The sequence below is a fragment of the Methylobacterium sp. CM6246 genome (genome assembly GCF_054818005.1).
On sequence record NZ_JBTXKY010000001.1, the window covers coordinates 533,435 to 559,724 of the forward strand.

23 protein-coding genes are annotated in these 26,290 nt (G+C 68.2%); 7 read left to right on the forward strand and 16 right to left on the reverse strand.

What is annotated here, in order from left to right:
- Positions 1–52: 52 nt before the first annotated feature.
- Positions 53–463: a helix-turn-helix domain-containing protein gene (locus ACYQPG_RS02765; protein WP_147909408.1), complete on the reverse strand. Its 411-nt coding sequence runs from the start codon at positions 461–463 to the stop codon at positions 53–55.
- Positions 464–1,045: 582 nt separating this feature from the next.
- On the opposite strand from ACYQPG_RS02765, the gene ACYQPG_RS02770 reads away from it, so the two are divergent.
- From ACYQPG_RS02770 to ACYQPG_RS02780, 3 genes are all read left to right on the forward strand, one after another.
- Positions 1,046–1,897, forward strand: a complete 852-nt coding sequence (locus ACYQPG_RS02770) for a pentapeptide repeat-containing protein (protein WP_461230198.1) — start codon at positions 1,046–1,048, stop codon at positions 1,895–1,897.
- Positions 1,898–1,902: 5 nt separating this feature from the next.
- A complete protein-coding gene (locus tag ACYQPG_RS02775; protein ID WP_461230199.1) occupies positions 1,903–3,408 on the forward strand; it encodes a M48 family metalloprotease in 1,506 nt (501 codons plus the stop codon).
- 167 nt (positions 3,409–3,575) lie between these two features.
- Positions 3,576–4,256, forward strand: a complete 681-nt coding sequence (locus tag ACYQPG_RS02780; RefSeq protein WP_147939945.1) for a glutathione S-transferase family protein — start codon at positions 3,576–3,578, stop codon at positions 4,254–4,256.
- 11 nt (positions 4,257–4,267) lie between these two features.
- Here ACYQPG_RS02780 and ACYQPG_RS02785 read toward each other — a convergent pair whose 3' ends face one another.
- The 7 genes from ACYQPG_RS02785 to ACYQPG_RS02815 form a co-directional block, all read right to left on the reverse strand.
- Positions 4,268–4,423: a hypothetical protein gene (locus ACYQPG_RS02785; RefSeq protein WP_187193465.1), complete on the reverse strand. Its 156-nt coding sequence runs from the start codon at positions 4,421–4,423 to the stop codon at positions 4,268–4,270.
- Positions 4,424–4,508: 85 nt separating this feature from the next.
- Positions 4,509–4,946: an EamA family transporter gene (locus ACYQPG_RS02790; protein ID WP_147939946.1), complete on the reverse strand. Its 438-nt coding sequence runs from the start codon at positions 4,944–4,946 to the stop codon at positions 4,509–4,511.
- Positions 4,947–4,984: 38 nt separating this feature from the next.
- Entirely contained in the window at positions 4,985–5,515 is a 531-nt protein-coding gene (locus ACYQPG_RS02795) for a GNAT family N-acetyltransferase (protein ID WP_147939947.1), read from the reverse strand.
- The gene (locus ACYQPG_RS02800) at positions 5,503–5,784 is read right to left on the reverse strand and encodes a type II toxin-antitoxin system TacA family antitoxin (protein WP_461230200.1); all 282 of its coding nucleotides are present in this window, start codon (positions 5,782–5,784) and stop codon (positions 5,503–5,505) included. Before ACYQPG_RS02800 ends, ACYQPG_RS02795 begins: the two co-directional genes overlap by 13 nt.
- A gap of 251 nt (positions 5,785–6,035) precedes the next feature.
- Positions 6,036–8,288 carry a xanthine dehydrogenase family protein molybdopterin-binding subunit gene (locus tag ACYQPG_RS02805; protein ID WP_419829885.1) on the reverse strand — a complete coding sequence of 751 codons (2,253 nt, stop codon included), beginning with the start codon at positions 8,286–8,288 and terminating at the stop codon, positions 6,036–6,038.
- Positions 8,289–8,298: 10 nt separating this feature from the next.
- The gene (locus tag ACYQPG_RS02810; RefSeq protein WP_461230201.1) at positions 8,299–9,306 is read right to left on the reverse strand and encodes an FAD binding domain-containing protein; all 1,008 of its coding nucleotides are present in this window, start codon (positions 9,304–9,306) and stop codon (positions 8,299–8,301) included.
- The gene (locus ACYQPG_RS02815) at positions 9,303–9,827 is read right to left on the reverse strand and encodes a (2Fe-2S)-binding protein (RefSeq protein WP_147910571.1); all 525 of its coding nucleotides are present in this window, start codon (positions 9,825–9,827) and stop codon (positions 9,303–9,305) included. The genes ACYQPG_RS02810 and ACYQPG_RS02815 overlap by 4 nt, the downstream gene beginning before the upstream one ends.
- A gap of 257 nt (positions 9,828–10,084) precedes the next feature.
- Between ACYQPG_RS02815 and ACYQPG_RS02820 the strand changes: the two genes are divergently transcribed.
- Positions 10,085–11,470: a M20/M25/M40 family metallo-hydrolase gene (locus ACYQPG_RS02820; protein ID WP_147910570.1), complete on the forward strand. Its 1,386-nt coding sequence runs from the start codon at positions 10,085–10,087 to the stop codon at positions 11,468–11,470.
- Here ACYQPG_RS02820 and ACYQPG_RS02825 read toward each other — a convergent pair.
- Positions 11,461–12,186, reverse strand: a complete 726-nt coding sequence (locus ACYQPG_RS02825; RefSeq protein WP_147910569.1) for a ParA family protein — start codon at positions 12,184–12,186, stop codon at positions 11,461–11,463. The genes ACYQPG_RS02820 and ACYQPG_RS02825 overlap by 10 nt on opposite strands.
- A 760-nt stretch (positions 12,187–12,946) precedes the next feature.
- On the opposite strand from ACYQPG_RS02825, the gene ACYQPG_RS02830 reads away from it, so the two are divergent.
- Both ACYQPG_RS02830 and ACYQPG_RS02835 read left to right on the forward strand, forming a co-directional pair.
- Complete coding sequence (locus ACYQPG_RS02830; RefSeq protein WP_461230203.1) at positions 12,947–14,155, forward strand: SMP-30/gluconolactonase/LRE family protein; 1,209 nt, start codon at positions 12,947–12,949, stop codon at positions 14,153–14,155.
- Positions 14,156–14,236: 81 nt separating this feature from the next.
- Positions 14,237–14,677, forward strand: coding sequence for an MEKHLA domain-containing protein (locus tag ACYQPG_RS02835; RefSeq protein WP_187278680.1), 441 nt, complete (start codon positions 14,237–14,239; stop codon positions 14,675–14,677).
- Positions 14,678–15,029: 352 nt separating this feature from the next.
- Here ACYQPG_RS02835 and ACYQPG_RS02840 read toward each other — a convergent pair whose 3' ends face one another.
- Positions 15,030–15,233 (reverse strand): hypothetical protein, encoded by a 204-nt coding sequence (locus ACYQPG_RS02840; RefSeq protein WP_147941971.1) that lies wholly within the window; start codon positions 15,231–15,233, stop codon positions 15,030–15,032.
- Between the two features lie 290 nt (positions 15,234–15,523).
- On the opposite strand from ACYQPG_RS02840, the gene ACYQPG_RS02845 reads away from it, so the two are divergent.
- Positions 15,524–16,528, forward strand: a complete 1,005-nt coding sequence (locus ACYQPG_RS02845) for a helix-turn-helix domain-containing protein (protein ID WP_461230204.1) — start codon at positions 15,524–15,526, stop codon at positions 16,526–16,528.
- 738 nt (positions 16,529–17,266) lie between these two features.
- On the opposite strand, the gene ACYQPG_RS02850 is transcribed toward ACYQPG_RS02845, so the two are convergent.
- The 6 genes from ACYQPG_RS02850 to ACYQPG_RS02875 form a co-directional block, all read right to left on the reverse strand.
- The gene (locus ACYQPG_RS02850; RefSeq protein ID WP_147910350.1) at positions 17,267–18,247 is read right to left on the reverse strand and encodes an ABC transporter ATP-binding protein; all 981 of its coding nucleotides are present in this window, start codon (positions 18,245–18,247) and stop codon (positions 17,267–17,269) included.
- On the reverse strand, positions 18,244–19,224 hold the full coding sequence (locus tag ACYQPG_RS02855; protein ID WP_147910351.1) for an ABC transporter ATP-binding protein: 981 nt from the start codon (positions 19,222–19,224) through the stop codon (positions 18,244–18,246). The genes ACYQPG_RS02850 and ACYQPG_RS02855 overlap by 4 nt, the downstream gene beginning before the upstream one ends.
- The gene (locus ACYQPG_RS02860; RefSeq protein ID WP_461230205.1) at positions 19,221–20,192 is read right to left on the reverse strand and encodes an ABC transporter permease; all 972 of its coding nucleotides are present in this window, start codon (positions 20,190–20,192) and stop codon (positions 19,221–19,223) included. Before ACYQPG_RS02860 ends, ACYQPG_RS02855 begins: the two co-directional genes overlap by 4 nt.
- Before the next feature lie 7 nt (positions 20,193–20,199).
- Positions 20,200–21,180 (reverse strand): ABC transporter permease, encoded by a 981-nt coding sequence (locus ACYQPG_RS02865; protein ID WP_147910353.1) that lies wholly within the window; start codon positions 21,178–21,180, stop codon positions 20,200–20,202.
- Positions 21,181–21,189: 9 nt separating this feature from the next.
- Positions 21,190–22,806: an ABC transporter substrate-binding protein gene (locus tag ACYQPG_RS02870; RefSeq protein WP_461230206.1), complete on the reverse strand. Its 1,617-nt coding sequence runs from the start codon at positions 22,804–22,806 to the stop codon at positions 21,190–21,192.
- Between the two features lie 313 nt (positions 22,807–23,119).
- The gene (locus ACYQPG_RS02875; protein ID WP_461230207.1) at positions 23,120–26,284 is read right to left on the reverse strand and encodes a multidrug efflux RND transporter permease subunit; all 3,165 of its coding nucleotides are present in this window, start codon (positions 26,282–26,284) and stop codon (positions 23,120–23,122) included.
- Positions 26,285–26,290 lie beyond the last annotated feature (6 nt).

Sequence of the window (26,290 nt, forward strand, 5' to 3'; positions counted from 1 at the left end):
TATAACGCACGAAACGGGTGAAAAAACGCCCGTCCGCGGCGCGCCTCAGCAATCAGCCGTTGAGCTTATTGTCCAGCGCGCGGATCGCGGCGGCGACGTCCCGGCGGGCTTCCTCGGTGAAATGCTCGGTGATGTGACGCCCGACGATCTCGGCCAGGCCCTGCAAGCCGCCGCCCTCGCTCAAGGGGGCCTGCTCCGGCTCCGCGAAGCCCGGCGCCGTGAAGTCGTCGTTCCGCGGCATGCCCTTGAAGAAGTAATCCATCGGCACCCCGGTCATCCGGGAGAAGATATCGAGATGGACGGCGCTGATCCGGTTGGTGCCCTTCTCGTACTTCTGCAACTGTGCTGCCGACATCCCGAAACTCTGCGCGACGCGGCGCTGCGTCAGCGACGCCTTCCGGCGCTGCTCGGCGATGCGTTGACCGACATACACGTCGCGCTGATCGGTTTTCTGACCCGCCATGTAGAACTTGCCTACCCCTGCCGCGAATTTCGGGCGGCGAAGCTTAACCGCATCGCGAGTCCGTGTCACCGGCGGGCCATCATCGCGGTAAACGTTTCCGCGCAGCGCCGGACACACGTCCGCGACCTGGATTCTGGTGTCCCCGGCAGGGCTCGAACCTGCGACCCCAGGTTTCATACCACTTCGGCTTTCGCCGCCGCGCCCCCGGAGAGCCGCGTTCGTGGCCTGGACTATCCCTTCACCGTGGGCCGGCGCTCGCGCCCGGCCGTTAGGTGCCGCCCGTCTAGTCTCTACACCTTCCCGCCGACGCGTTCGCGCCGGGCGGGCTTGGCTCGGGATCGGCAGGACGCCGGTGTCCCGGCGCCGGAAGCTTTCCCCGACTTTGAGCGGATCCGTCGCGTGGTTTCCCGGCGCGACGCCCAATTGTGACCGTTTAGGAAACCTGTGCTCTGTCCAGCTGAGCTACGGAGACGACCGCGATTTCCATAGCATCAACGTCCGGACAGGCCAACCGCGCGGTGCGTGCGCCGGCGTTCCGGGGCATGATCGATCCGGGAGCATGGTCGATCCGGGAGGCGGTCGATGATCCGGACGACGGCAGGGTGGCGGCTGTGCCGCGCGGCGGCGCTGGTGCTGGCGGCCTGCGGCCTTGCCGGGCCGGCCGGAGCCGCGGGCTCGGAATCCGGAGACTGCCGCCAGGGACCGGCCCGCTCCGAGACCCTCGACGGGATCGGGTTGCGGGGCGAGATCCGCCTCGGCTCCGGTGCCCGGGCGGTGCTCGATTCCCTGCGCTGGCCGGACGCCCCGGACGCCGCGGAGGCGGCGCGCGCCTGGCTGGACGCCCGGCGGGGGCTGCGCCTGATCGTGGTCCCGCGCGGGCCGCCCGACCGCTGGGGCCGGGAGCGGGCCGACATCCAGGTCGCGGATGGCCAAGTCGCGGATGGCGACATCGATCTCGCGGGCGGCCTGATCGGTGCCGGGCTCGCCGTCGCGGACGCGAACGAGCGCGACGGCCTGTGCCGCCCGGCCCTGCGCGCGGTGGAGGCCGTGGCCCGGGACAGCAAGCGCGGCTTGTGGCGCGACCCGGTCCTGCAAGCCGCGGACGGCCCGGCGCTCCGGGCGCTGGCCGGGCGCTTCGCCGTGGTGGAGGGCCAGATCGGCCATGTCGGCGAGCGCAGCGCCCGCACCTATCTCGACTTCGTGGCCCGCGGCGCGGACGGCCTCACGGTCATGGTACCGAAACGCACTTGGCGAATGATGCGTGCCCGTGGTTTGAGTGCGGCATCGCTCGAAGGCCGGCGCGTGCGGGTCCGCGGCATCCTGGAGGTCTGGCGCGGCCCGACCCTGGAGGCTACCGCCGACGCCATCGAGGTTCTGGGCGAACCGGACCGGCGCGAGGCCGAGCCGGTGGGGGAACGGGAGCTGCGGCGCTGATCGCGATGGGCGGGATCACGGAGCGATTTCGGGTGGCGGGGCAGCGCCTGCGCGGCGTTGTGACGGCCTGTGCCGGCTTGGCGACGGCGTGCGCCGGGGTGGCGGTGCTGGCCGCCCTCGGCGCCTGCGTGGCCGACCAGGCCGCCGGCCCGGTGGTGCCGGCCGTAGTCCGGGTGCCCGCCGAGGCCCCGCGCACCACCGGGCGCGAGCGCGCCGCCGACGCGGATCACCTCAAGCTCGTGGCCTCGTTCGGAGGCGAGGTGCGCGCACCCAACGTGATGCGGATGCTCACCGAGGTCACGGACCGTCTCGTGAAGGCGAGCGAGCGGCCGGACCAGACCTACGCGGTGACGCTGCTCGATTCGCCCGTGGTCAACGCCTTCGCGCTGCCGAACGGGCGGCTCTACGTCACCCGCGGGCTGGTGGCGCTGGCGAGCGACACCTCCGAGGCGGCGGCCGTGCTGGCCCACGAGATGGCGCACGTGACCCTCAACCACGCGACCGCCCGGAGCGAGTTGGAGCTGCGCTCGGCGCTGGTCAGCCGGGTGGTGGCCGACGTCCTGAACGATCCCGATACCGGCGCGCAGCTGCAGCACCAGTCCCGCTTCGCGCTCGCCCGCTTCTCCCGCGAGCAGGAACTGGAGGCGGACGCCACCGGGGTGCGCACGCTGGCCAAGGCCGGCTACGATCCGTTCGCGGCCGGCCGCTTCCTCACCGCGCTCAACCGCTCCACCGCCCTGAAGGCCGGCGCCGGCCCCGGGGGCGAACCCGACATGCTGGCGACCCACCCGGGCACCGCCGAGCGCATCGCCCAGGTCACCCGGGCGGCGCGCCGGATCGGGGCCCCGGGGATCGGGGCCGACGACCGCGCAGCCTACCTCGCCGCCCTGGACGGGCTTCCGTACGGCGACAACCCGCGCGATGGCGCGGTGCGCGGCCACCGCTTCGTCCATCCGGGGCTCGGCATCGCATTCGACGTGCCGGCGGGGTTCGTCCTGGAGAACACCCGCTCGGCGGTGCTCGGCACGACGCCGGACGGCAACCGGCGCCTGCTGTTCGACCAGATCGAGGCGAAGGACGGCCAGGCCCTCGACGCGGCCCTGAAGGGCAGCTGGAACGACGCGCTCGACCCGGCCGGGTTCGAGACCCTCGAGGTCGGCGGCCACCCGGCGGCCCTGGCGCTGTCGCGGGGCAAGGACTGGACCTTCCGGCTGGCGGCGATCCGGATCGGCGACACCACCGTCCGGATGATCATGGCCGCCAAGGGCGCCACCGACCCGGATCCCGCCTTCCGGCCCTGGATCGCCAGCCTCGCGGCGGTCCCCCCCGAGGAGGCGGTGCTGCGTCCCCTGCGGCTGCAGGTGGTCCAGGCCGGCTCGACCAGCGCGGAGGAGCTCGCCCGCCGCATGGCGGTGCCGGACCGGCCGCTCGACCGGTTCCTGGTCCTCAACGGCCTGGAGCGCGGCGCCGCCCTGGTGCCCGGCCGGAGCTACAAGATCGTGGCGGAATAGCCGCCCCGCATCGCCGCAGCTTGCGCCGGCCCCGCTCCCGGACGACCGTCGCGCGTCCGTCGCGCCGGATCGGGTATCCCGAAGGGGCGAGCGGCGGTTTTGGTTGGCATCGCCGTGTTCCGAGGGCCGCCGACGGCCGTTCGGGACGCTGCGTCAGGGAGAGCGCCGTGATTCGATTCTTCTACAATCTCAGCCCCAACCCGATGAAGGTCGCCCTCTGCCTGGAGGAGCTGGGCCTGCCCTACGAGCCGGTGCCGGTGGATACGCGCAAGGGCGAGCAGTTCGAACCCGCCTACGCGGCGCTCAACCCGAACGGCAAGGTGCCGACCATCGTCGACGGCGACGTGACGGTGTTCGATTCGAACGCGATCCTGCTCTATCTCTCGGGCAAGACCGGGCGGTTCCTGCCCGAGGGCGAGCCGGATGGGGGCGAGATGCTGTCCTGGCTGATGTTCGTGGCCACCGGCATCGGGCCGTTCTCCGGCCAGTGCGTCCACTTCCGCCACTTCGCCCCCGATGGCGGCGCCTACGCCACCGAGCGCTACGCCTTCGAGGCGCGCCGCCACTGGGAGATCCTGAACCAGCGCCTCGCGGACCGCACCTACGTGCTGGGCGAAACCTACACGATCGTCGACATGGCGGTGTGGGGCTGGGCCCGCATGGTGCCGTTCGTGCTGGGCGACGACGCCTTCGCGGGCCTGCCCCACGTCAAGCGGCACCTCGACGCGATCAGCGCCCGCCCGGCCGCCGTGGCCGCACAGGGGCTGAAGGACAGGCACACCTTCAAGGCCGAGATGGACGACACGGCGCGCGGCTTCATGTTCCGCGCGACCCGGAGTGCCGCGTAACAGCGCCCGGATCAGGGGCCCGCGAGGGTCACGGAGACCATCGGCAGGGTGACGGCGAAGCCGTCGCCCGGCATCGGCGTGGTGCCGAGCGTCAGGCAGGCGGCGAGGCCGAGACAGAGGGCGAGACCGAGCAGCGAGGTCTCGAAGCCGCGATAGACCGATTCCATGGGAGGTCTCCTTCGCAAGAGACCGGCAGGATGCGCCCGACGGGTAAACGGATCGGTGCGCTGGCGCTCATCGACCGCGTGACGATCACCAGCCCGAGGCGACCAGGGCAGCCCCGGCGGCGATCAGCCCGACCCCGGCCCAGGCCGCGAGGCTCAGGGTCTCGCCCAGCAGGCTGGCGCCCAGGATCGCGACCAGCACGACGCTGAGCTTGTCCAGCGGCGCGACCCGGGCGGCATCGCCCAGCGACAGCGCCCGAAAGTAGCACAGCCACGACGCCCCGGTGGCGAGCCCCGATAGGACCAGGAAGACCAGGCTGCGGCCGGAGATCTGCACGAGCCCCCCGGTCTGGCCGGAGCCGACCACGATCGCGCCCGCGAAGGCGACGATCACCAAGGTGCGCACGAAGGTCGCGACATCCGACTGCACGCCCGCGACCCCGACCTTGGCGAGGATCGCGGTCAGCGCCGCGAATCCGGCGGCGGCAAGGGCCCAGAAGCGCCAGGATTGCAGAAGATGGTTCATGGGGTCCTCGCGCGCAGTCGGGCCTAGAGATCCTCGGGCTATCCGAAGGACGCGACCACGGTCTCGATCGGTAGGAACAGGGTGCGGCTGTCCTCGGGATAGGCGACGAACTCCGCGCAGCGCAGATAGAAGCGCTTGGCCGCCTCGTCCTTGGCGTGAACCATCAGGGCGCCGATCCCGATGCTGCGCGAGGCCAGCGCGATCCGCCGCAGCGCGTCGGCCAGCAGATCGGTGCCGAGCTCCCGACCGGCATGATCACGGCTGACGGCAAGCCGGCCGATCACCGAGACCGGAACCACATCCGGCGCGTTTCGGCGAAGCCTGCCCGGAGCGGCCACGCGTTCCACGGAGCCCGCAGCGATGCCGACATAGGCCACGACCTGTTTGCCCCGACAGACGACGTAGGTGCGGGAGAACCGACTCTCGTTCTTCAAGGCCCGATGGCGCAGCCAGTCGTTCAACGCGGGCTCGCCGCAATCGAAGCCCGACACGTCGTGCCCTGTCGCCAGAGGCTCGGGCGGCGACAAGATCGGCTCGGCACCCTTCGGCGTGCCCGTCACCTCCGCCAGACCGGAACGCGCCGCATCAGCGCCGTCAGCTTCGGACCCGGGGGCGGTGGCTGGTCGAGCGCGTGCAAGAAGGCGTCGTGGCCCGCGGGTTCGAGCGCGTACAGCCGCCGGTCCAGCAGGACGTCGACTGCCTGTCGCCGGGCGCTCTCGACCATGAACTCCGTGCGCGTCTTGCCCAGGATCGCCGCCGCATCATCGATGAGTTGGCGGGTCCCGGCCTCGATCCGCAGATTGATGCTGCCCTTGGTCTCACGCGAAGCCACAGCCATCGGCAGAGCATCGGAGGTTTCGGCGATGGTCGCGCGGACTTTCGACATACGCGAAAGGTGCGAGCGCGCACCTACGTTGTCAATACGACGTAAACGTCGGGCACCGCGGACGGTCGCCTCGGTGACGCTCGGAATGCCAAGAGGTACCGCAAAGCTGCAGGCATAGAAAAGGCCGGCCGCGCAGCGTATGCGGCCGGCCTCCTGGTTAAAAAAGCAGCCGATGTTTCACGGGAAACATCGGCTGTCCCCAGTCACAGCAGCTTGTCGATCGTGATCGGCAGGTCGCGCACGCGCTTGCCGGTGGCGTGGAACACCGCGTTGGTGATCGCCGCCGCGGTGCCGACGATGCCGATCTCCCCCAGCCCCTTCACGCCGAGCGGGTTGGCCTTGTCCTCCTCGTCCACGAAGATCACGTCGATATCCTGGATGTCGGCGTGGACCGGCACGTGATACTCGCCGAGATTGTGGTTCATGAACCGGCCGAGGCGGTGGTCGAGCATCGACTCCTCCTCGAGGGCCGAGCCGATCCCCATCACCACGCCGCCCAGGATCTGGCTGCGCGCGGTCTTGGGGTTGAGGATCTTGCCGGCCGCAATCGCCGACACCACCCGGGTGAGCCGGATCTGGCCCAGCTCCTCGTCGACCTTGACCTCCACGAAGATCGCCGAGTGGGTGTAGGCCTGGTAGGTGTCGTTGAAGTCCTTGTCGGGGCCCGCCTCCTCGACCGCCTCGACCTTGTCGATGCCGGCGGCCCGCATCACGTCGACCATCGAGACGCTGCGGCCGGGATCGCCCGCCACCGAGATGCGGCCGTCCGAGAACACGGCGCGGTCGAAGTCGACATTGGCGAGCGGCGAGTTCTCCAGCCCGCGGGCCAGCTTGAACACCTGCTCGCCGACGTTGCGGCAGGCCTTCATCACGGCGGTGCCGGAGGAGGCCGCCGTCCAGGAGCCGCCAGCGACCGGCGCCTCGGGCAGGCGCGTGTCGCCGAGCTTGGTGGTGACCGATTCCATGGGCAGGCCCAGGGTGTCGGCGGCGATCTGGGTCAGGATCGTGTAGGTGCCGGTGCCGATGTCGCCGGTGGAGTTGCCCACCGTCAGCCGGCCGTCGGCGGTCAGGGTCGCGATGGCGTTCGACTGCATCATCATCGATTCCCAGACGCCCGTGGCGACGCCCCAGCCGACGAGTTCGCGGCCCTCGCGCATGGAGCGCGGCTCCGGGCTGCGCCTGGACCAGCCGAAGCGCTCGGCGCCTTGCGTGAAGCAGGCCTTCAGCTCCTTCGAGCCGAACGGCTTGCCCTCGGCGGTGGCGTCCGAGACCGCGTAGTTCTTCAACCGCAACGCGATCGGGTCCATCCCGGTCGCGTAGGCGAGCTCGTCCATGGCGGTCTCGATGGCGAAGACGCCCGTGACGGCGCCGGGCGCGCGCATGTCACCCGGGGTGGCAGTGTCGAGCTTCGCGATCCGATAGGTCAGGGCGACGTTATCGCAGCGGTAGAGCACGCCCGACCAGTTGACGACGACCTCCTGGTAATCCTCGAAGTGCGACGTGCCCTGCACGGCATCGTGCCGGAGCGCCGTCAGGGTGCCGTCGCGCTCGGCGCCGAGGGAGACGGTCTGCAGCGCCTCGCTCCGGTAGGTGAAGGACCACATCTGGTCGCGGGTCAGGGTCACCCGGACAGAGCGCTTCAACTCCTGGGCGGCCAGCATCGCCAGGAAGGCCTGGTATTGCGGGCGCAGGCCCGAGCCGAAGCCGCCGCCAAGATAGGGGTTGAGCACCCGGACCTGATCGGGCTTCAGGCCGAACACGTTGGCGAGATACTGGTGGCTGTTCGAGACGCCCTGGATCTTGTCGTAGACCGTGTAGGTCCCGTCCTCCTCGACCACCACCGTGGTGGCGTGCGGCTCCATCGGGTTGTGGTGCTCGTTGGCGAGCGTGTAGCCGCCCTGCACGCGGATCGGCGCGCGGCCGAACGCCTGGTCGGCATCGCCCCACGGCTCCGGCGGCGGCTTGATGCCCTCGCGCTTGTAGGGCGGCTCGTAGGCGTCGCCGCGCGCGGCCGTGATGTCGGTGACGGGCTCCTGGGCCTCGTAGCGGACCTGGATCAGCGAGGCCGCGTAGCGGGCGGTCTCGAAATCCTCGGCCACCACCAGGGCGACCGGCTGCCCGCTGAACACGATCAGGTCGTCGTAGAGGGCGCGGAACGGCGAGCCGGGGGGCGCCACCGCATCCTGGAAGTTCTTGTCGCGCCAGGCGGTGCGCGGCCGGTTCTCGTGGGTGATCACCTTGAGGACGCCCGGCACCGCCTCGGCCTCGGCGGAGTCGATCGCCACGATCCGGCCCTTGGCGATGGCGCTCGACACGACCGTGCCGTAGGCGAGGTCCGGGGCGGCGAACTCGCCGGCGTATTTGGCGAGGCCGGTGACCTTGGCGGGTCCGTCGATGCGGCTGCGCGGGCTGCCGACGAAGGTGTCGCGGCCGGTGGAGCTGAAGGTCTGGGTCATCTGCGGGTGCCTACTGGATGCGCTTGTCGCTGAGCGACTGGGGCGTGCCGGCAGCGGCCTGTTCGAGGCCGCGCACGATGGCCCGCCGGGCGAGTTCGATCTTGAAGCCGTTGGCCGATTGCGGCTTGGCCTCGGAGACGATGAGGTCGGCCGCCTGCTGGAAGCTCTCGCGGGTGGCGGGTTTGCCCTTGAGCAGGGCCTCGGCCTCGCGGTTGCGCCAAGGCTTGTGGGCGACGCCGCCGAGCGCCAGCCGGGCGGTCTTGACCGTGTCGCCGTCGAGTTCGACGCCCGCCGCCACGGAGACCAGCGCGAAGGCGTAGGACAGCCGGTCGCGCAGCTTCAGGTAGGTGTAGTGCTGCGGGAACTTGCTGGCGGGCAGGTCGACCGAGACGACGATCTCGCCGGGGGTGAGGTTGGTGTCGATCTCCGGGCTATCGCCGGGCAGCCGGTGGAAGTCCGCGAACGGGATCGTACGCTCGCCCTGCGGCCCGCTGACCCGGACCGTCGCCTCGAGCGCCGCGAGGGCGACGCACATGTCGGACGGGTGGGTGGCGATGCAGGATTCGCTGGCCCCGAAGATCGCGTGGATGCGGTTGACGCCGCCGATCGCCGGGCAGCCGGAGCCGGGCTCGCGCTTGTTGCAGGGCGTGGCCGTGTCGTAAAAATAGTAGCAGCGGGTCCGCTGCAGCAGGTTGCCGCCCGTGGAGGCGGCGTTGCGCAGCTGCGCCGAGGCGCCGGCCAGGATGGCGTTGCGCAGCAGCGGATACTGCGCCGTGACCCGCTCGTCGTAGGCCACCTTGGCGTTGGTGGCGAGCGCGCCGAGCCGCAGGCCGTTTTCGTGGGCCTCGATGGCGTCCAGCGGCAGCCGGGTGATGTCGATCAGCCGGCCCGGCTTCTCGACGTCGTACTTCATCAGGTCGATCAGGTTGGTGCCGCCCGCGATGAACCGCGCGCCCGCCCCGTAGGCCTGGACCGCCTCCGCCACCGTGCCGGCGCGGACATAATCGAAGCGGTTCATCGGCCGGCTCCCTGCATCACGTCCTCGATGGCGTCGACGATGTTGGTGTAGGCGCCGCAGCGGCAGAGATTACCGCTCATCGCCTCGCGGATTTCCTCACGCGACGTCGCATGGCCCTCGTTCATCATCCCGACCGAGGAGCAAAGCTGGCCGGGGGTGCAGTAGCCGCACTGGAAGGCGTCGTGCTCGATGAACGCCTCCTGGATCGGGTGCAGCGCGTTGCTGCCGCCGCGGTCGCCGAGCCCGGCGAGACCCTCGACCGTGGTGATCTCGGCGCCGTCCTTCATCACCGCCAGCGTCAGGCAGGCATTCACCCGGGTGCCGTTGACCAGCACCGTGCAGGCGCCGCACTGGCCATGGTCGCAGCCCTTCTTGGTGCCGGTGAGGTCGAGTTTCTCGCGCAGCAGATCGAGAAGGGTGGTCCAGGGCGCGACCTGGAGTTCCCGGCGCTGCCCGTTGATCGTCAGGGTGATGTCGAGGCCGGTATCGGCCCGCACCGGCGGACTGTGTTCGAGAAGCATGCTGTCGTCCACGATCTGGGCCGGCCGCGGGGCCGGGCGGGAAACGGATCGGTCAGGGCGGCAACGGGCGGCGGCGGGCAAGTGCTGCCAGGATGCCGCCAGAATGCCGAGTCGCCGGTCCTGTCGATAACCATTCCAATCTGCTCCCGTTCCGCCGACGAACGGTCTCAGTCTCGGGCGATCCAGGCGTTGCGGCGCCCGCCTCGCCTCGGGTAACCCTCGACGGGCAGAGTCCCCGCCGCACCCCGGAGCCCCCGATGGCCGCGCTCGACGCGATCCTCAACGACATCGACACGGACCTGGAGAACGCCCTCGAGCGGCTGTTCGCCTTCCTGCGCATCCCGTCGATCTCGACCGACCCCGCCTATGCCGGCGATTGCCGCGCCGCCGCCGCGTGGCTCGCCCAGGACCTCACGGCGCTCGGCTTCGAGACCTCCGTGGAGGACACCTCGCTGCACCCGGTGGTGCTCGCGACCAAGCCGAAGCCCGGTGCGCCGCACGTGCTGTTCTACGGCCATTACGACGTGCAGCCGGTCGATCCGCTCGACCTGTGGAAGACGCCGCCCTTCGAGCCGCACATCGCGAACGACGGCCAGGGCGGTAAGAAGATCGTCGGGCGCGGCGCCTCCGACGACAAGGGTCAGGTCATGACCTTCGTGGAGGCGTGCCGGGCCTACATCGCCATGAGCGGCGAGCTGCCCTGCGGCGTCACGATCCTGATCGAGGGGGCGGAAGAAAGCGGCTCGCAAGGGCTTCCCGAATGGGTCGCTCAGAATCGCGAGAAGCTCGGCTGCGACGTGGTGCTGGTCTGCGACACCGGCATGTGGGACCGGTCCACGCCGGCGATCACCTCGTCGCTCCGCGGGCTCGCGTATTTCGAGGTGAAGGTCACCTGCGCCGACCGCGACCTGCATTCGGGCTTCTTCGGCGGGGCCGCGCGCAACCCGATCCACGTGCTCGCCAAGATCATCGCGGACCTGCACGATTCCGATGGGCGGGTGACGATCCCGGGCTTCTACGACGGCGTGCACGAGCGGCCGCCCGAGGTGCTGGAGCAGTGGCGCGGCCTCGGCCTGACGCCCGAGGCCCTGCTCGGGCCGATCGGCCTGAAGGAGCCGGCCGGGGAGCGCGGGCGGATGCCGATTGAGCTGGTGCAGTCGCGCCCGTCCTGCGACGCCAACGGCATCATCGGCGGTTATACCGGCGAGGGCACCAAGACCGTGATCGCCTCGACCGCCTCGGCCAAGATCTCGTTCCGCCTCGTGGACGACCAGGATCCGAAGGTTCTGGCCGAACGGTTCGAGGCCTTCGTGCGTGCGCGGGTGCCGGCGGACTGCACGGTCGAGGTCATCACCTACAAGGGCTCGCGGGCGATCAGCCTGCCCTTCGACATGCCGCAGCTCGGGGCCGCCAAGGCGGCGCTGGCCGAGGAATGGGGCGTGCCGGCCGTGACCGTGGGGGCCGGCGGCTCGATCCCGATCGTCGGCGACTTCAAGCGGCTGCTCGATCGCGACACGCTGCTGATCGGCTTCGGCCTGGACGACGACCGGATCCACTCGCCCAACGAGAAGTACGACCTGACGAGCTTCCACAAGGGCACGCGCTCCTGGGCGCGGATCCTCGCGGCGCTCGCTCAGGGCTGAGCACGGGGGCCGGGCGCCTGCATCTTGGCGTCGATCCAGGCCCACAGGGCCCGGATCTCCTCGGCGGCGGGGCTCGCGGGGGCGTATTCCGTGACGCCGAGCCCGGTCGCCAGGGCGTCCTGATGGTCGACCCGGTGGATGATGCCGGGCTCGGCCAGCACGCCCAGCGCCCGCAACTGCGCGGCATAGGCGCTGGTGCGGGGCGAGGGCGGCGGCGGGCACTGGTTCAGCACCAGGGCGAACCGGCCGCGCAGGCCGAGCGCCATCAGGGCCTGGAGCGTCGGGCGCGCGGCCACGATGTCGAGGCGCGAGGGCCGCACCGGCATCAGCACGAAATCCGCGCCCTTCAGGGCCGGCGCCAGTCCGGCCGCGCTGCCGGCGGTGTCGAGGACCACGAGGGTGGTGCCCTGCTGGGCGAGGATGTCCAGGATCTCCGGGAGCTGGGCGATCTCCCAGGGCTGGATCCGGTCGACCGCGACGGCGTCGCTGTCGCGCAGCGCTCCCCAGCCGGCCAGCGAGCCCTGCGGATCGAGATCGAGGGCGGTCACGCGCTCGCCCGCCTGCGCCGCCGCGACGGCCAGAGAGGCCGCCAGCGTGGTCTTGCCGGTGCCGCCCTTCTGCACCGCCACCGCGAGGATGCGCGGCTGGGCGCTCCGGCGCGGTGCGGTCTCCGATCCCTGTAGGGAGCCTGGGGAATCGATGACTGTCGGATCCATTCCCGGGGGGTCCATTCCTTGGGGATCCATTCCTTGGGGATCCATTCCTTGGGGATCCATGCGTCTCCTGCCTGTCGATCTCGGGCCCGGTCCCCGCGACGATCGTCGCAGCGCCGGACGATGGCCGTCCCGACCCGTGTTGCGCGTGAGGCCCCGTCGCGCGGGCCCGGCCCGGCAGGGCACCGCCGCAGCGGCGACCGTACTCCAGCTATCCAGCTATCATGACGTTGAGATCATGAACACCGGAGGTCCGCGGGCGGCTCATCCGGAACAAACCAGAACCCTCGGCAGCAGAGCCGAGTTTTCTACGGCTGAACGCAGCCTACGGACTCACTCTGATCTGCGACTACACCGCGTTTCTGACGATATAGTACGCAGAATCTTGGGCAGCGCATGACGGCTTCAGTGCGGTTCATAGCGTAACTGCCGTAGAAGTGTCAATAATTTTATTGATGATCAAGCAAGACACTAAAATCGACTGAAAACAGAAGGTCTCTAGCAAGAACAGCGCCGATACCGAAGAGATCGACGAACACGAAATAGTTCCGGCATCATCGGCGCCCGGTCTGCGGGACGAAGTCCAGTACGGCCCCCGCTCCAGCCGCGCCGTCGGCTCCGGATGCCCGCCGGGCCGGGCCCCGGGCGGGATCGCCCGCCCGTCGCGGCGCGTTGGGCCGGTATGCCCGGTCCCGCGGGCCGCGAGGCCGCTGGGTCCGCCGGCCGCGGGACGCCGCCCCGCCAACCCGCCCCCAGGAACCGCATGTCCCTCGACCGCCGCCGCCTGATCGGATCGGGCCTCGTCGCCCTCGCGGCCGGATCGGCTCAAGCCGCATCGCCCGCCGCGCCATCGCCCGCCCCAGCGTCCGCCACGCCCCCCGCAGGCCGCGAGCCCCCCACCAGCCGCCCCGCCGGGGTGCTGGAGCTGGCGATGGCGGCCAACGCCCCGTCCACGCCCACCGGCCTGGCGATCGCCCGGGGCGGCCGGATCTTCGTGATGATGCCGCGCTTCACCGGCTCGGAGCCGGTCACCCTCGGCGAGGTGCTCCCCGACGGCTCGGTGAAGCCCTACCCCGACGCGCGGGCCAACAAGCCGGACCCGAAGGACCCGCAGGCGACCCTGTTCCACGTCCCCAACGGGGTGTTCGACCGCAACGATGCGTTCTGGATCCTCGATTCCGGCCTGACCGAGGGCAAGAGCAAGCCGGTGCCGGGGGCCGCCAAGCTCCTCGAGATCGACATCACCCAGGACAAGATCCGCCGGGTGATCCCGCTCGATGCCGGCGTGGTGGCCGAGTCGTCCCTGAACGACCTGCGGGTCGACGTGCGCGACGGCCGGGCGCTCGCCTACATCACCGACCAGGGCCAGGGCGGCCAGGGCGCGATCCTGGCGGTGGACCTCGCCAGCGGGCGGGTGAGCCGGCGCCTGGCCGACCACCCGAGCACGGCCACCCAGGAGGGGCTGGTCAAGTTCGTGGAGCTGCGGCCGGTGATGGAGCAGAAGGGGGATGCCCCGGCCAAAAACCCCACGGGCGGCGCCAACGGCATCGCGATCAGCCCGGACGGCCGCCGCCTGTACTACGCGCCGCTGATGAGCCGGCGCCTCTACGCGGTGGAGACTGCGGCGCTCCTCGACCCGAACGTATCGGACGCGGCCCTGGCCGCCACGGTGCAGGATCTCGGCGAGAAGGGCATGACCGGCGGCCTGACCACCGATTCGCAGGACCGGGTCTATCTCAGCCTGCAGGAGCACAACGCCGTCGGCCGGCGCCTGCCGGACGGCACCGTGGAGGTGCTGGCCGCCGACCCGCGCCTGATCTGGGCCGACACGTTCTGGATCACCCCGGACCGGTGGCTCTACATCTCGAGCGCCCAGGTCAACCGCCGGCCGGAATTCAACCGCGGCCAGGACCTGCAGCAGCCGCCCTACGCGATCCTGCGCATGCGCATCGACGCGGACCCGGTCCTGTAGTGGGATTCGGCACACCGCGGCAGGCCCGGCACGCGGTATGCGCCGGATCCTCGATGGCGCATCAGCTTCCGGATTGCCGTGATGGACCTCTCGCTCGATCCCGACTTCTTCGCCGTCCTCACCGGCAGCTACCGGCGGCGCCTCGGCGCGGCCTTGGTGCCGGAGGGGGCGGACGCGGCCTGGCTGTACGGGCAGGCACCCTTCGTGGTGCTGGCCCATGACGGCGGCGCCGACCCGCGCTTCGTCTACGCCAACCGGGCCGCCCAGGCCTGCTTCGGATACCGTCGCGAGGAACTCGTCGGCCTGCCCTCGCGGCTCTCGGCCGAGGCCCCCGAGCGCGCCGAGCGGCAGCGCCTCCTCGACGCCGTCGCCCGGGACGGCTTCACCCGCGGCTACCGCGGCCTGCGCATCGCCAAGGGCGGCCGGCGCTTCTGGATCGAGCAGGCGATCGTCTGGCAGCTCGACCGCGACGGCGTGAGCGTGGGCCAGGCGGCGACGTTTTCGGAATGGCGCGACGCGTGAGGTGGGGTCAAGCGCACCCTCTCGCGGATGGGGGGTGGGTGACCTTCGACGCGCGCTGGGTTCCGCTTGCGGCCTGCCCCAGCCTCATGATCTGCCGTTAGCGTTTCTCTGAAGCAGCCGCTCGTCAGCCCTCCGGCAACTTCGGCTCGGGGTTGGAGCGGCACTTGGACGCTCGGCGAGAACCGGACACTCCTCCCACGGCCCGAGCCGGTCGCTTCTCGTCCGTCTGGATAAAACAAAAGCACACAGGAACAGGATCGCAATCAGACCCTACAAGAACTCAGCGAATGCTTGATTTGAATAAAATATATACTTCTATTTATTATCTGTATCTTATCATATGTAAAATTAACTAACAAACACTTGGCAGGGTAGGCGAATTATCAAGATCTAAATCCGATTTTGTCATGCGCTCTATTGTTTCCCGAGCAAGAACATAAAGCATCAGACGCGCCAACGCCCGCATTTCGGCCGATCCGGAGGCTAATACTGCCTGACAAGCATTGATACAGAGATCCGATATGACATCAAAATCTTCATCGTCGCTGCCTGTCATTTGAGTACCTTAATGTAAAGCTCTCAACTTGTTGAGTTTCAGCAATCAGAGCCGTTTCACAAAGATTATCTTCGCCCACCATTCAAAGCTGCACCGCGTGATCTGCGGCGTTCGATATTGAGAGCGGCCCTTTGAAACCTCTTTAAAATCTATATAAGGGCGGACCTCCCGGATGCCGGATATCGGCAGCTAATGCCGCGATTCGGCAAAAAATAAGACAGACTCCAACACGCCAATCCCCATCGAAGGCTTCACTCTTTTCGACCCACGATGCACCTAGCAGGCAGCCAATGCTCCGCGACGCACTTATCGTAGATGCTCAGGGCAATGCTATCCGCCAGCATCATAAAATATACTCGGAGAGCTGGGAGGAAATCGAAGACTGGTCCAACAAAGTCTATATGCCTTATAGCGTAGTCCCTACAGGAAAAATTGTAGCACCCCGTTCTTTAATGCATTCTGCTCAAGTAGGGCGCATCACTATTACTCGATTTGCTTACGGAATTCCTGTCAATATCACCGGCCATCTGGACAAAATGGCGAACATTATTGTGCTTACGACACTGGAAGGTAAATCACGACATCATATTAATAAATCTGAGTCCGTAGAAATATTTAACAATAATAGTTTCATATTAGATTGCAGTAATGTTGACTATGATTTGGATTTTGACGACGATCACCTTCAATTGAATATTACCATACCGCCAGATCTGATGGCTCAAGTTTGCCAGGATTGGTTTGGTTTTATCCCGGGCGATACTCTATGGCGTCATAAATGTGCTATTGGCGGCGCCGAGTCCAGTTGGTTGCGCTTAATAGAGTACGTTGTGAGCTGCATTGCGGAAGCACCGAACCAACTTGCTTATGGCCGGGCCGGGCGCCATCTCGAACAGATGATTTGTGTGCACTTGCTAAACGAATGGGCTTCACGTGCCGGATTGAACCTGAACGATCCATCGAACCGTTTGGCGCCGCGCGTTGTCCGTGGGGCAGAGCAATATATGGCCGATCATGCGGCCGAATTGCCGACGATGACGGAAGTCGCCCGCGCGGTCGGATGCAGCCTTCGAACATTGACTGAGGCGTTCCGCCGGTTCCGGGGCTACCCGCCCAGTCAATTTCTCAAAGAACGCCGTTTGCAAGGAACCCGGCGTGATCTTCTGAATGATCAATGCCCCAACGCAGTAGCAGATATAGCCGCAGCCTGGGGATTTATCAGCATGAGTGAATTCGCCAAAATCTACCGCATGCGGTTCCACGAGAAACCATCCGAAACGCTCCGAAAAAGATGAGACTGAATTTTTCCTGTTGTAGGCGGTGATTTCATTTTTTGATATTTGGATGCTTCACATGGCTGACTCAGGCAAGGACCATAAAAAAAGAATAGCTTCGTTACATAAAATCGCCAAGTTGCTCAACAAGCCTATAGAAGACCTATATCAGAGCGACAATCTCATCGACCAATTTCGCATCATGATCCAGCTCTGGGACGCCCTCCCGTCTGAAAATGATCGTAGTGCGATAATCTGCATTATGGCAGAGCGGATAAAAAGGAATACGTAAATATTCACAAGCCGAAATAGTTGCGGTGCATCGGGTGCTATGCAGGCTCAAGCTATCATAATCAAATAATATCTTATGTTCTCTAGGTGGGGTCACTTGGTCGGCTCGTCACCACGCGGCACGCGGCGCAAACGCGATTTGAGTTCCCAAGTCTGATTTTAGGATGCCGCTGCGGATCATTTGAGGGAACAGAGTAATCGCGAACCGCCATACGTCCCCATCCAAGCGGACGTCCGGTTTCTCCGGGTTAGCTCCCGAAAGCTGACCAGCAGCAAAGCATCCAACCCGAACGTCGGTCCTCGACCAACAAGCTGCCTCTGAGCGGACCGTCCGACTTTCTGCAACGGGTCGTGAGCGGGCTCGGCGACGATGTCCGTTTCCATGCATCGCAGCCCCAAAGCGAAAAGCGAGCAATCCCCCCCGCGGCGAACGGCAGCGCGCATCCGACCCCGCCCGCGCCGGCCCCCTCAGGCCCGCCCCTCCTGCACGGCGTGGCAGGCGACGCCGTCCAGCAGGGCCGGGACCTCGGTGCGGCAGCGGTCGTTGGCGAGCGGGCAGCGGGGGTTGAAGGTGCAGCCGGGGGGCGGGTCGATCGGGTTCGGGATCTCGCCGGAGACCGGCACCCGGGCGCGGCCGACATGGGCGAGGTCGGGCACCGCGTCGAGCAGCATCCGCGTGTACGGGTGGCGGGGCCGCGCGAACAGATCCTTTGCGGCCGCAACCTCGACCAGGCGGCCGAGATACATCACCCCCACCCGGGTCGCCATGTGGCGGACCACGGCGAGGTTGTGGGAGATGAACAGGTAGGTCAGCCCGAGCCGGTCCTGCAGGTCGCGCATCAGGTTGAGGATCTGCGCCTGCACCGAGACGTCGAGCGCCGAGGTCGGCTCGTCGCCGACCAGGAACTCCGCCTGGCTGGCGAGCGCCCGGGCGATGGCGACGCGCTGGCGCTGGCCGCCGGAGAATTCGTGCGGGTATTTCTTGGAATCGTCCGGGTGGAGGCCGACCAGGCCGAGCAGCTCGCCGACCCGGGCGCGGATCGCCCCCTCCCCCTGGATCAGGTTGAAGGCGCGGATCGGCTCCGCGATGATCTTGCCCACGCGCCAGCGCGGGTTCATCGACGCGTAGGGGTCCTGGAAGATCATCTGGATGCGCGAGCGCAGCCGCCGCCGCGCCGCCGCCTCCCGGGGATCGGTCATCGAGACCCCGGTGATCCGCACCTCGCCGGCGGAGGGCGGCAGCAGGCCGACCACCATCCGGGCCACGGTCGACTTGCCCGAACCGGATTCGCCGACGATCGCGAAGGTCTCACCCTTGGCGATGGTGAAGCCGACCCGGTCCACCGCCGTGAGGAACCGGCGGGGCTCGCGCTCGATCACCCGGTTCAGCCAGGGTTTCGAGACATCGAACAGGCGGCGCAGGTCGGTGACCTCGACATAGGCGCTCACGCCGCCTTCTCCGTGACGTCGTACAGGTGGCAGGCGACGCGGCTTTCGCCCACCAGGATCGGCTCCGGCCGCTCGACGCGGCAGCGGGCAAACACCTTCGGGCAGCGCGGGTTGAAGGCGCAGCCCTGCGGGATGGCGGTGAGCCGCGGCATCGAGCCGGGGATCTGGCTGAGCCGGTCGGCCTCCTGCGACAGGGTCGGGATCGCCCCCATCAGGCCGACCGCGTAGGGGTGGTGCGGCTTTGCGATCACGGAGGCGACCGGGCCGATCTCGGCGACCCGCCCGGCATACATCACTGCGACCCGGTCGGCGGCCTCGGCGATCACGCCCATGTCGTGGGTCACCAGCATCACCGCGGTGCCGTGCTCGCGGCACAGGCGCTTGAGCAGGGTGATGATCTGCGCCTGGACCGAGACGTCGAGCGCCGTGGTCGGCTCGTCGGCGATGATCAGCTCCGGCTCGGCGGCGAGCGCCAGCGCGATCACCACGCGCTGGCGCATGCCGCCCGAGAATTCGTGCGGATAGCCGTCGATCCGCCGCTCGGGCGCCGGGATGCCGACCTCGGCGAGCAGGTCGATGGCCCGGGTGCGGGCCGCCCGGGCGGAGAGGTCGGTATGGGCCCGCAGGGTCTCGACGATCTGGTCGCCGACCCGGAACAACGGGTCCAGCGAGGTCAGCGGGTCCTGGAAGATCATGCCGATCCGCTTGCCCCGCACCCGCCGCATCGCCTCGGGGGGCAGGTTGTCGATGCGCGCGCCGCGCAACGTGATCGCGCCGCCGCTGATCCGGCCGGGCCGGTCGATCAGCCCGATCACCGCCGAGCCGGTGACCGACTTGCCGGCCCCGGATTCGCCGACGACCCCCAGGATCTCGCCCCGGCCGATGTCGAAAGAGACCCGGTCGATGGCGGTGAGCGGCCCGCGCCGCGTGTCGAACGTGACCGTGAGGTCGCGCACGGAGAGGATGGTTTCGGTCATTGCAGCTTCGGATTGAGCGCGTCGCGCAGCCAATCCCCCAGGAGGTTGATGGCGATGACGAGGCCGGCCAGCGCCAGGCCCGGGAAGGCGACGATCCACCACTCGCCGGAGAACAGGAACCGGTTGCCGGTGCGGATCAGGGTGCCGAGCGACGGCATGGTCTCGGGCAGGCCGGTGCCGAGGAACGACAGGGTCGCCTCGGTGATGATCGCCAGCGCCAGGTTGATCGTCGCGATGACGAAGACCGGCCCGGTGACGTTGGGCAGCACGTGGCGGACCAGGATCACCGGGGGCGTCAGGCCGATCAGCCGGGCGGCCTGGACGTAGTCCTTGCCCTTCTCGACCATCACGGAGGAGCGCACCGTGCGGGCGTACTGCACCCAGAACGACAGGCCGATCGAGATCACGATCAGCCCGATCAGCGGCCCGACATCCAGCGCGCCGCCAAAACTCGCCCGGGCGACGCCGTCCACCACCAGGGCGATCAGGATCGCCGGGAAGGTGAGCTGCACGTCGGCGACCCGCATGATCAGCGTGTCGAGGGCGCCGCCCGCATAGCCGGCGACCAAGCCCAGCGCGATGCCGAGCACGCCGGAGGTGATCACCCCAAGCACGCCCACGATCAGCGACAGGCGCAGGCCGTACAGCACCGCCGAGAGCACGTCCCGGCCCTGGTCGTCGGTGCCGAGGTAGAACGGCGCCTGGCCGTCCGCCTGCCAGATCGGCGGCAGGTTGGAGTTGATCAGGTCGAGCTGGGCCGGGTCGTAGGGGTTCTGGGGCGAGATCAGCGGGGCCGCCACCGCGAGCCCGACCATCAGCACCGTGGCGAGCAGCGCCACGATCGCGGTCTTCGAGCGCAGGAAGCTGGCGACCAGGTCGGAATCGCGCCAGCGCGCGAGCCGTCCGGGCGTGGCCGCCGCCAGCGGGACCGGCGCCGCGTTGCCGGCGTCGCTATCACGTCCGCTCATGCCGGCCTCACGCGGTCCGCGCGGACGACAGCCGCAGGCGCGGGTCGACCACGGTGTAGAGGATGTCGACCACGAGATTGATGGTCACGAAGATCAGCGCGACGAGCAGCAGGTAGGCGGACATGATCGGGATATCGACGTTCTGCACGGCCTGGACGAACAGCAGGCCCATGCCGGGCCACTGGAACACCGTCTCGGTGATGATCGAGAAGGCGATGACCGAGCCGAGCTGCAGCCCCGCGATGGTGATCACCGGCACGAGGGTGTTCTTGAGGGCGTGGCGCAGGTGGACCGCCCGGGTGGAGAGGCCCCGGGCGCGGGCGAAGCGGATGTAGTCGGTGCGCAGCACCTCCAGCATCTCGGCGCGCACCAGCCGCATGATCAGCGTCATCTGGAACAGGCCCAGCGTGACGGACGGCAGGATCAGCGCCTTCAGGCCCGACCAGGTGAGGAAGCCGGTGGTCCACCAGCCGAGCCGCACCGTGTCGCCGCGCCCGTAGGAGGGCAGCCAGCCGAGCGTCACCGAGAACAGGTAGATCAGCAGGATGCCGATCAGGAAGGTCGGCAGGCTGATGCCGATCAGCGAGACCGCCTGGAACAGCCCGGCGAGCCAGGAGTCCCGGCGCAGCGCGCAGTAGACCCCCATCAGGACGCCGACCACGAGCGCGAACACCGTGGCGCAGAAGGCGAGTTCCAGGGTCGCCGGCATGCGCTCGGCGAGCAGCTGCGAGACCGGCTGGCGGAACTGGTACGAGATCCCGAGCCGGCCCCGGACCACGTCGCCGGCGTAGCGGGCGAACTGCATCAGCACCGGATCGTCGAGGCCGAGGCTCTTGCGGATCTCGGCCCGCTCGGAGGCAGGCGTGTCGGGCCCGACGATCTGGTTCACGGGGTCGCCCGCGAACCGGAACATCGAGAACGCGATGAGCCCGACGACCGCGAGCACCGCGGCCGCCTGGATCACCCGGCGCAGCAGGAAGGCGAGCACGCCCGGGCCCTACTGCGGGTCTTTCGAGACCCAGTAAAGCAGGAGCAGGTTGTCGGCGCGCTGGGTCAGGTGGACCTTCTTGGAGACGCCCCAGGCCAGGGCCTGCTGGTGCAGCGGGATGTAGCCCCAGTCGGCGCTCAGGACGTCGAAGCCCTCCTTGATCAGGGCGTCGCGCTTGGTCTTGTCGGTCTCGCCCTCGACCTTGTCGGCGATGGTGTCGATCTTCGGGTCGCAGTAGCCCGCGAGGTTCCAGCTGCCGCGTCCCGACTTGTCGCCGGGCTTCCGGCAGCCGACGATCTCGTAGAGGATGTTGTGGCTGTCGAGCGACGACGGCGTCCAGCCGAGCAGGTAGAACGAGGTGTCGAAATTCGGGGCCAGCACCTTGGCGAAGTACTTCGCCTTCGGCTGAGCGTTAAGGTTCACCTTGACGTTGATGCGGGCGAGCATCGAGACCACCGCCTGGCAGATCGCCTCGTCGTTGACGTAGCGATCGTTGGGGCAATCCATGGTCAGCGAGAACCCGTCCGGGTAGCCGGCCTGGGCCATCAGCTCCTTGGCCTTCTTGAGGTCGGTGGCCGGGCGCTTGAACTCGGCCCCACGGTCGTAGAGGCTCGGAGCGATCATCAGGGCGGAGGGCACGGCCTGCCCGCGCATCACGCGCTTGGCGATCGTCTCCTCGTCGATGGCGAGGTAGAACGCCTCACGCACCTTGATGTCCTTGAACGGGTTCTTGCCCTTGACGCTCGAATCCTTGAGCTCGTCCCGGTCCTGATCCATGCCGAGGAAGATGGTGCGCAGCTCGGGGCCCGCCATCACGATGGCGGTGCCGCTGGCGTTCACCCGCTGCTGATCCTGCAACGGCACGGGATCGATCCAGTCGACCTCGCCCGAGAGCAGCGCGGCGACGCGGGTCGCCGGGTTGGCGATCGTGGTCAGCACCGCCTCGTCGAGGTTCGACTCGACCTTGCCCCAGTAGCCGGGAAACTTCTTGAACACCGTCTTCACGCCGGGCTGGTGCTCGGCGATCACGAACGGGCCGGTGCCGTTCTCGTGCAGGGTGGCGTAGCTCGGGCTGGTGGCGTTGGCCGGGGTCGGCTGGGCGGCGCCGTTCTTCTCCGACCAGCTCTTCGACATGATCAGCCAGGTCGGGAACTGGGCGAGCGCGATGGGGTTCGGCTTCTTCAGCACCATGTCGACGGTGTGGTCGTCGACCTTCACGAACTCGGCGTCGGCCGGGACGTTCGTGGTGAAGTTCGAGCCCGAGGCCCGGACGCGCTGGGCGGAGAAGAGCACGTCGTCGGCGGTGAACGGCGAGCCGTCGTGGAACGTGACGTTCTTGCGCAGGTGGAAGCGCCAGCGGGTCGGCTCCGGCGTCTCCCACGATTCGGCCAGACCGGGGGCGAATTTCAGGTTCTTGTCGAGGGTGACCAGCGACTCGTAGGCCGCCTGCTGCATGCCCTCGGTGAAGCTCTCCTTGAGGGAGTAGGGATCCAGCGACTTGAGATCGCCCTGGAACGCGAAGCGGAACACGTTGGCGGCCTGCGCGGGCAGCGCCGCCAGCGCGAAGGTCGCGACCGCGCCTGCGGCCACGCCGCGGGCGAGGATCTTCAGGGTCGAACGGGACAAGCGGATCTCCGAAACCGTGGAAGTTGATGGCAGGCCGCCACCACCAGCGCAGGGGTTGAGCCTAGGCCGAGAGAAGCGCGCGGGCAAACCGCGCCGGCCACACACCCGCAGCAAGGTTCGGACCATCCGCATACAAAATGCAGGGTGATGGTCGACGGTGTTCAGACATCGACGGGTGCAAGCCGACGGCTGCGCGCGTCAGGTGTCGGTGATCCGTGGCTCGCGGGAGGGCCGATCCGGAGGTGACATGCGCCGGCCCTCCCCTGCGGAGGGGAGGGAAAACGCGTCGCGGTTCAGGCGCCCGATCCCGCCCCTACTCGGCCGCCGCCGCGTGGTGGGGCCGCTGCGCCGCCGCCTCGCCCGCGCCCCGCTCGCCGTCGGCCACGGCCTTGCGCCGGAACAGGCGCATCACCACCACGAAGAACACCGGCACGAAGAACACCGCCAGCACGGTCGCGGTGATCATGCCGCCCATCACGCCGGTGCCGATCGCCTGCTGGCTCTTCGAGGCGGCGCCGGTGGCGATGGCCAGCGGCACCACGCCGAAGATGAAGGCGAGCGAGGTCATCACGATCGGCCGGAACCGGAGCGTCGAGGCCTCGATGGCGGACTGGATCACCGAGGTTCCGGGCTTCCAGAGGTCCTTGGCGAACTCCACGATCAGGATCGCGTTCTTGGCCGAGAGGCCGATGATCGTGATCAGGCCGATCTTGAAGTACACGTCGTTGGGCATGCCGCGCAGGTAGACGGCCGCCACCGCGCCGATCACGCCGAGCGGGATCACCAGCAGCACCGAGACCGGGATCGCCCAGCTCTCGTAGAGCGCGGCCAGGCACAGGAACACGATCAGCACCGAGAGCGCCAGCAGCAGGCTGGCCTGGCTGCCAGCCTGCTTCTCCTGGAACGACTGGCCGGTCCAGGCATAGCCGAAACCCTTGGGCAGCTGCAGCATCAGCCGCTCCATCTCGTTGATCGCGTCGCCCGAGGTGTAGCTGGGGTTCGGCTCGCCCGTGATGCGGACCGACTGGTAGCCGTTGAAGCCGACGATCTGGCTCGGCCCCATGCCCCATTTCAGCTCCGCGAAGGACGACATCGGCACCATCGTGCCGCCGGCGTTCTTCACCGCGTAGTTGAGGATGTCCGAGGCGTTCATGCGCTGGAGCTGCTCGGCCTGGACGTAGACGCGCTGCATCTTGCCCCGGTTGGGGAAGTCGTTGGTGTAGACCGAGCCGAGGTTGAGCTGGATCGTGGCGTTGATGTCCTCGAACTTGACGCCGAGCGCCGCCGCCTTCTCGCGGTCGACGATCAGCTCCGCCTGCGGGGTCGGCGGCAGGCCCTCGATCTTCACCTTCTGCAGGATCGGGCTGCCTTGGGCGAGCTTGAGCAGCTGGTCCTGGGCCGAGAGCAGGGCCGCGTAGCCGCGGTTCGCCCGGTCCTGGAGGCGGAACGAGAAGCCGGCGGCGTTGCCGAGGTTGTCCACCGGGGGCGGCTCCTGGGCGTCCACGGTGGCGTCGCGGTAGTTCGCCAGCGCCGCGTTGGTCCCGGCCACCAGGGCGGCGGCCGAGTTCTTCGCGTCGCGCTCGCTCCAGGGCTTCAGGGTCACGAAGGCCTGGCTGGTGCTCGGGGCCTGGCCCGAGAACGAAAAGCCGTTAAGCATGGTCACGGTGGCGACGCCGGGTTGCGCCAGCAGGTGCTCCTCGACCCGGCGGTTGGCCTCCTGGGTGCGGTTGTAGGAGGCGCCGGGGGGCGTCTGGATGTCCACCGTGAAGAAGCCCTGGTCCTCCACCGGCAGGAAGCCCTCCGGCAGGTTGACGAAGGCGTAGGCCGTGCCTGCCACCAGGGCGAGGTAGACCAGCATCACCCGGCCGGACTTGCGGATGAGGCCCGCCACGCCGCGGCCGTAGCGGGCGGTCTCGCGGTCGACGAAGCGGTTGAACATCCCGAACACGCCGCCCTTGGCGTGGCCGTGGCCCTTGACCACCGGCTTCAGGAAGGTCGCGCACAAGGCCGGCGTCAGCGACAGGGCCAGCAGCGCCGAGAACGCGATGGAGGTGACCATGGCGATCGAGAACTGCCGGTAGATGATGCCCACCGAGCCGGGGAAGAACGCCATCGGGATGAACACGGCCATCAGCACCAGGGTGATGCCGATGATCGCCCCGGTGATCTGCTCCATGGCCTTCTTGGTGGCCTCCTTGGGGGGCAGGCCCTCCTCGTTCATGATCCGCTCGACGTTCTCCACCACCACGATGGCGTCGTCGACCAGGATGCCGATGGCCAGCACCATGCCGAACATGGTGAGCACGTTCACCGAGAAGCCGGAGATCCACATCACCGTGACCGTGCCCATCAGGGCGATCGGCACCACGATGGTGGGGATCAGGGTGTAGCGGATGTTCTGCAGGAACAGGAACATCACCAGGAAGACCAGCACCACCGCCTCGACCAGGGTGTGCAGCACCTTCTCGATCGAGGCCTCGACCGCCGGGGTGATGTCGTACGGGATGTCCCACTTCAGGTCCGGCGGGAAGAACTGCGACAGCTCCACCATCTTGGCGCGGATCGCCTTGGCGGTCTCCAGCGCGTTGCCGTCGGGGGCCAGCGTCACCGAGATGCCGGCGGCCGGGCCGCCGTTGAGCCGGGTCGAGAACTGGTAGGCGTCGCCGCCGAGCTCGATCCGGGCGACGTCGCGCAGGCGCACGTTCGAGCCGTCCGAGTTGGCCCGCAGCACGATCGCGCCGAAATCCTCGATGGTGCCGAGCTGGCCCTTCACGATGATCGGCACCGTGACCGCCTGCTTGGTCGGGCTCGGCTGGGCGCCGACCGAGCCGGAGGCGACCTGGATGTTCTGGTTGCGGATCGCCTCGGTCACGTCCTCGGCGCTCAGCGACAGGCCGCGCAGCTTGTCCGGATCGACCCAGACCCGGAGCGAGCGCTCGGTGGAGTAGAGCGTGGCGCGCCCGACCCCGGGAATGCGCCGGATCTCGTTGATGACGTTGCGGATCAGGAAGTCGCCGAGGCCCACCTCGTCCATCGACCCGTCCTTGGAGATCAGGGTGATGATGTTGAGGGTCGCGGCCGAGGCCTCCTCCACCAGGATGCCCTGCTGGCGGACTTCCGCCGGCAGGCGGGCCTCCACGCGCTTCAACCGGTTCTGCACCTCCACGGAGGCGAGCGCCGGGTCGGTGCCGGGCAGGAAGGTCGCGGTGATGTTGACCGAGCCGAACGAGTCGGTGGTCGACTCGAAGTTCATGATGTCGGCCGCGCCGTTCAGCTCATCCTCGATGAGCCGGGTCGTGCCGACGTAGAGGCTGTCCACCGAGGCGCCGGGATAGGCCGTGGACAGGGCGATCTGCGGCGGGGCGATCACCGGGTACTGCGCGATCGGCAGGTTCGGGATCGCCAGGGCGCCGCCCAGGCAGATGAACAGGGCCACCACCCAGGCGAAGACCGGGCGGTCGATGAAGAAGCGTGCCATGGTCGA

Coding starts and splice junctions, on each gene's coding strand:
- ACYQPG_RS02830 (WP_461230203.1), top strand. CDS start 12,947: ATGTCCCTCGACCGCCGCCGCCTGATCGGATCGGGCCTCGTCGCCCTC.
- ACYQPG_RS02820 (WP_147910570.1), top strand. CDS start 10,085: ATGGCCGCGCTCGACGCGATCCTCAACGACATCGACACGGACCTGGAG.
- ACYQPG_RS02825 (WP_147910569.1), bottom strand. CDS start 12,186: ATGGATCCGACAGTCATCGATTCCCCAGGCTCCCTACAGGGATCGGAG.
- ACYQPG_RS02770 (WP_461230198.1), top strand. CDS start 1,046: ATGATCCGGACGACGGCAGGGTGGCGGCTGTGCCGCGCGGCGGCGCTG.
- ACYQPG_RS02835 (WP_187278680.1), top strand. CDS start 14,237: ATGGACCTCTCGCTCGATCCCGACTTCTTCGCCGTCCTCACCGGCAGC.
- ACYQPG_RS02855 (WP_147910351.1), bottom strand. CDS start 19,224: ATGACCGAAACCATCCTCTCCGTGCGCGACCTCACGGTCACGTTCGAC.
- ACYQPG_RS02800 (WP_461230200.1), bottom strand. CDS start 5,784: ATGGCTGTGGCTTCGCGTGAGACCAAGGGCAGCATCAATCTGCGGATC.
- ACYQPG_RS02875 (WP_461230207.1), bottom strand. CDS start 26,284: ATGGCACGCTTCTTCATCGACCGCCCGGTCTTCGCCTGGGTGGTGGCC.
- ACYQPG_RS02815 (WP_147910571.1), bottom strand. CDS start 9,827: ATGCTTCTCGAACACAGTCCGCCGGTGCGGGCCGATACCGGCCTCGAC.
- ACYQPG_RS02790 (WP_147939946.1), bottom strand. CDS start 4,946: ATGAACCATCTTCTGCAATCCTGGCGCTTCTGGGCCCTTGCCGCCGCC.
- ACYQPG_RS02845 (WP_461230204.1), top strand. CDS start 15,524: ATGCTCCGCGACGCACTTATCGTAGATGCTCAGGGCAATGCTATCCGC.
- ACYQPG_RS02805 (WP_419829885.1), bottom strand. CDS start 8,288: ATGACCCAGACCTTCAGCTCCACCGGCCGCGACACCTTCGTCGGCAGC.
- ACYQPG_RS02860 (WP_461230205.1), bottom strand. CDS start 20,192: ATGAGCGGACGTGATAGCGACGCCGGCAACGCGGCGCCGGTCCCGCTG.
- ACYQPG_RS02840 (WP_147941971.1), bottom strand. CDS start 15,233: ATGACAGGCAGCGACGATGAAGATTTTGATGTCATATCGGATCTCTGT.
- ACYQPG_RS02775 (WP_461230199.1), top strand. CDS start 1,903: ATGGGCGGGATCACGGAGCGATTTCGGGTGGCGGGGCAGCGCCTGCGC.
- ACYQPG_RS02810 (WP_461230201.1), bottom strand. CDS start 9,306: ATGAACCGCTTCGATTATGTCCGCGCCGGCACGGTGGCGGAGGCGGTC.
- ACYQPG_RS02785 (WP_187193465.1), bottom strand. CDS start 4,423: ATGGAATCGGTCTATCGCGGCTTCGAGACCTCGCTGCTCGGTCTCGCC.
- ACYQPG_RS02765 (WP_147909408.1), bottom strand. CDS start 463: ATGGCGGGTCAGAAAACCGATCAGCGCGACGTGTATGTCGGTCAACGC.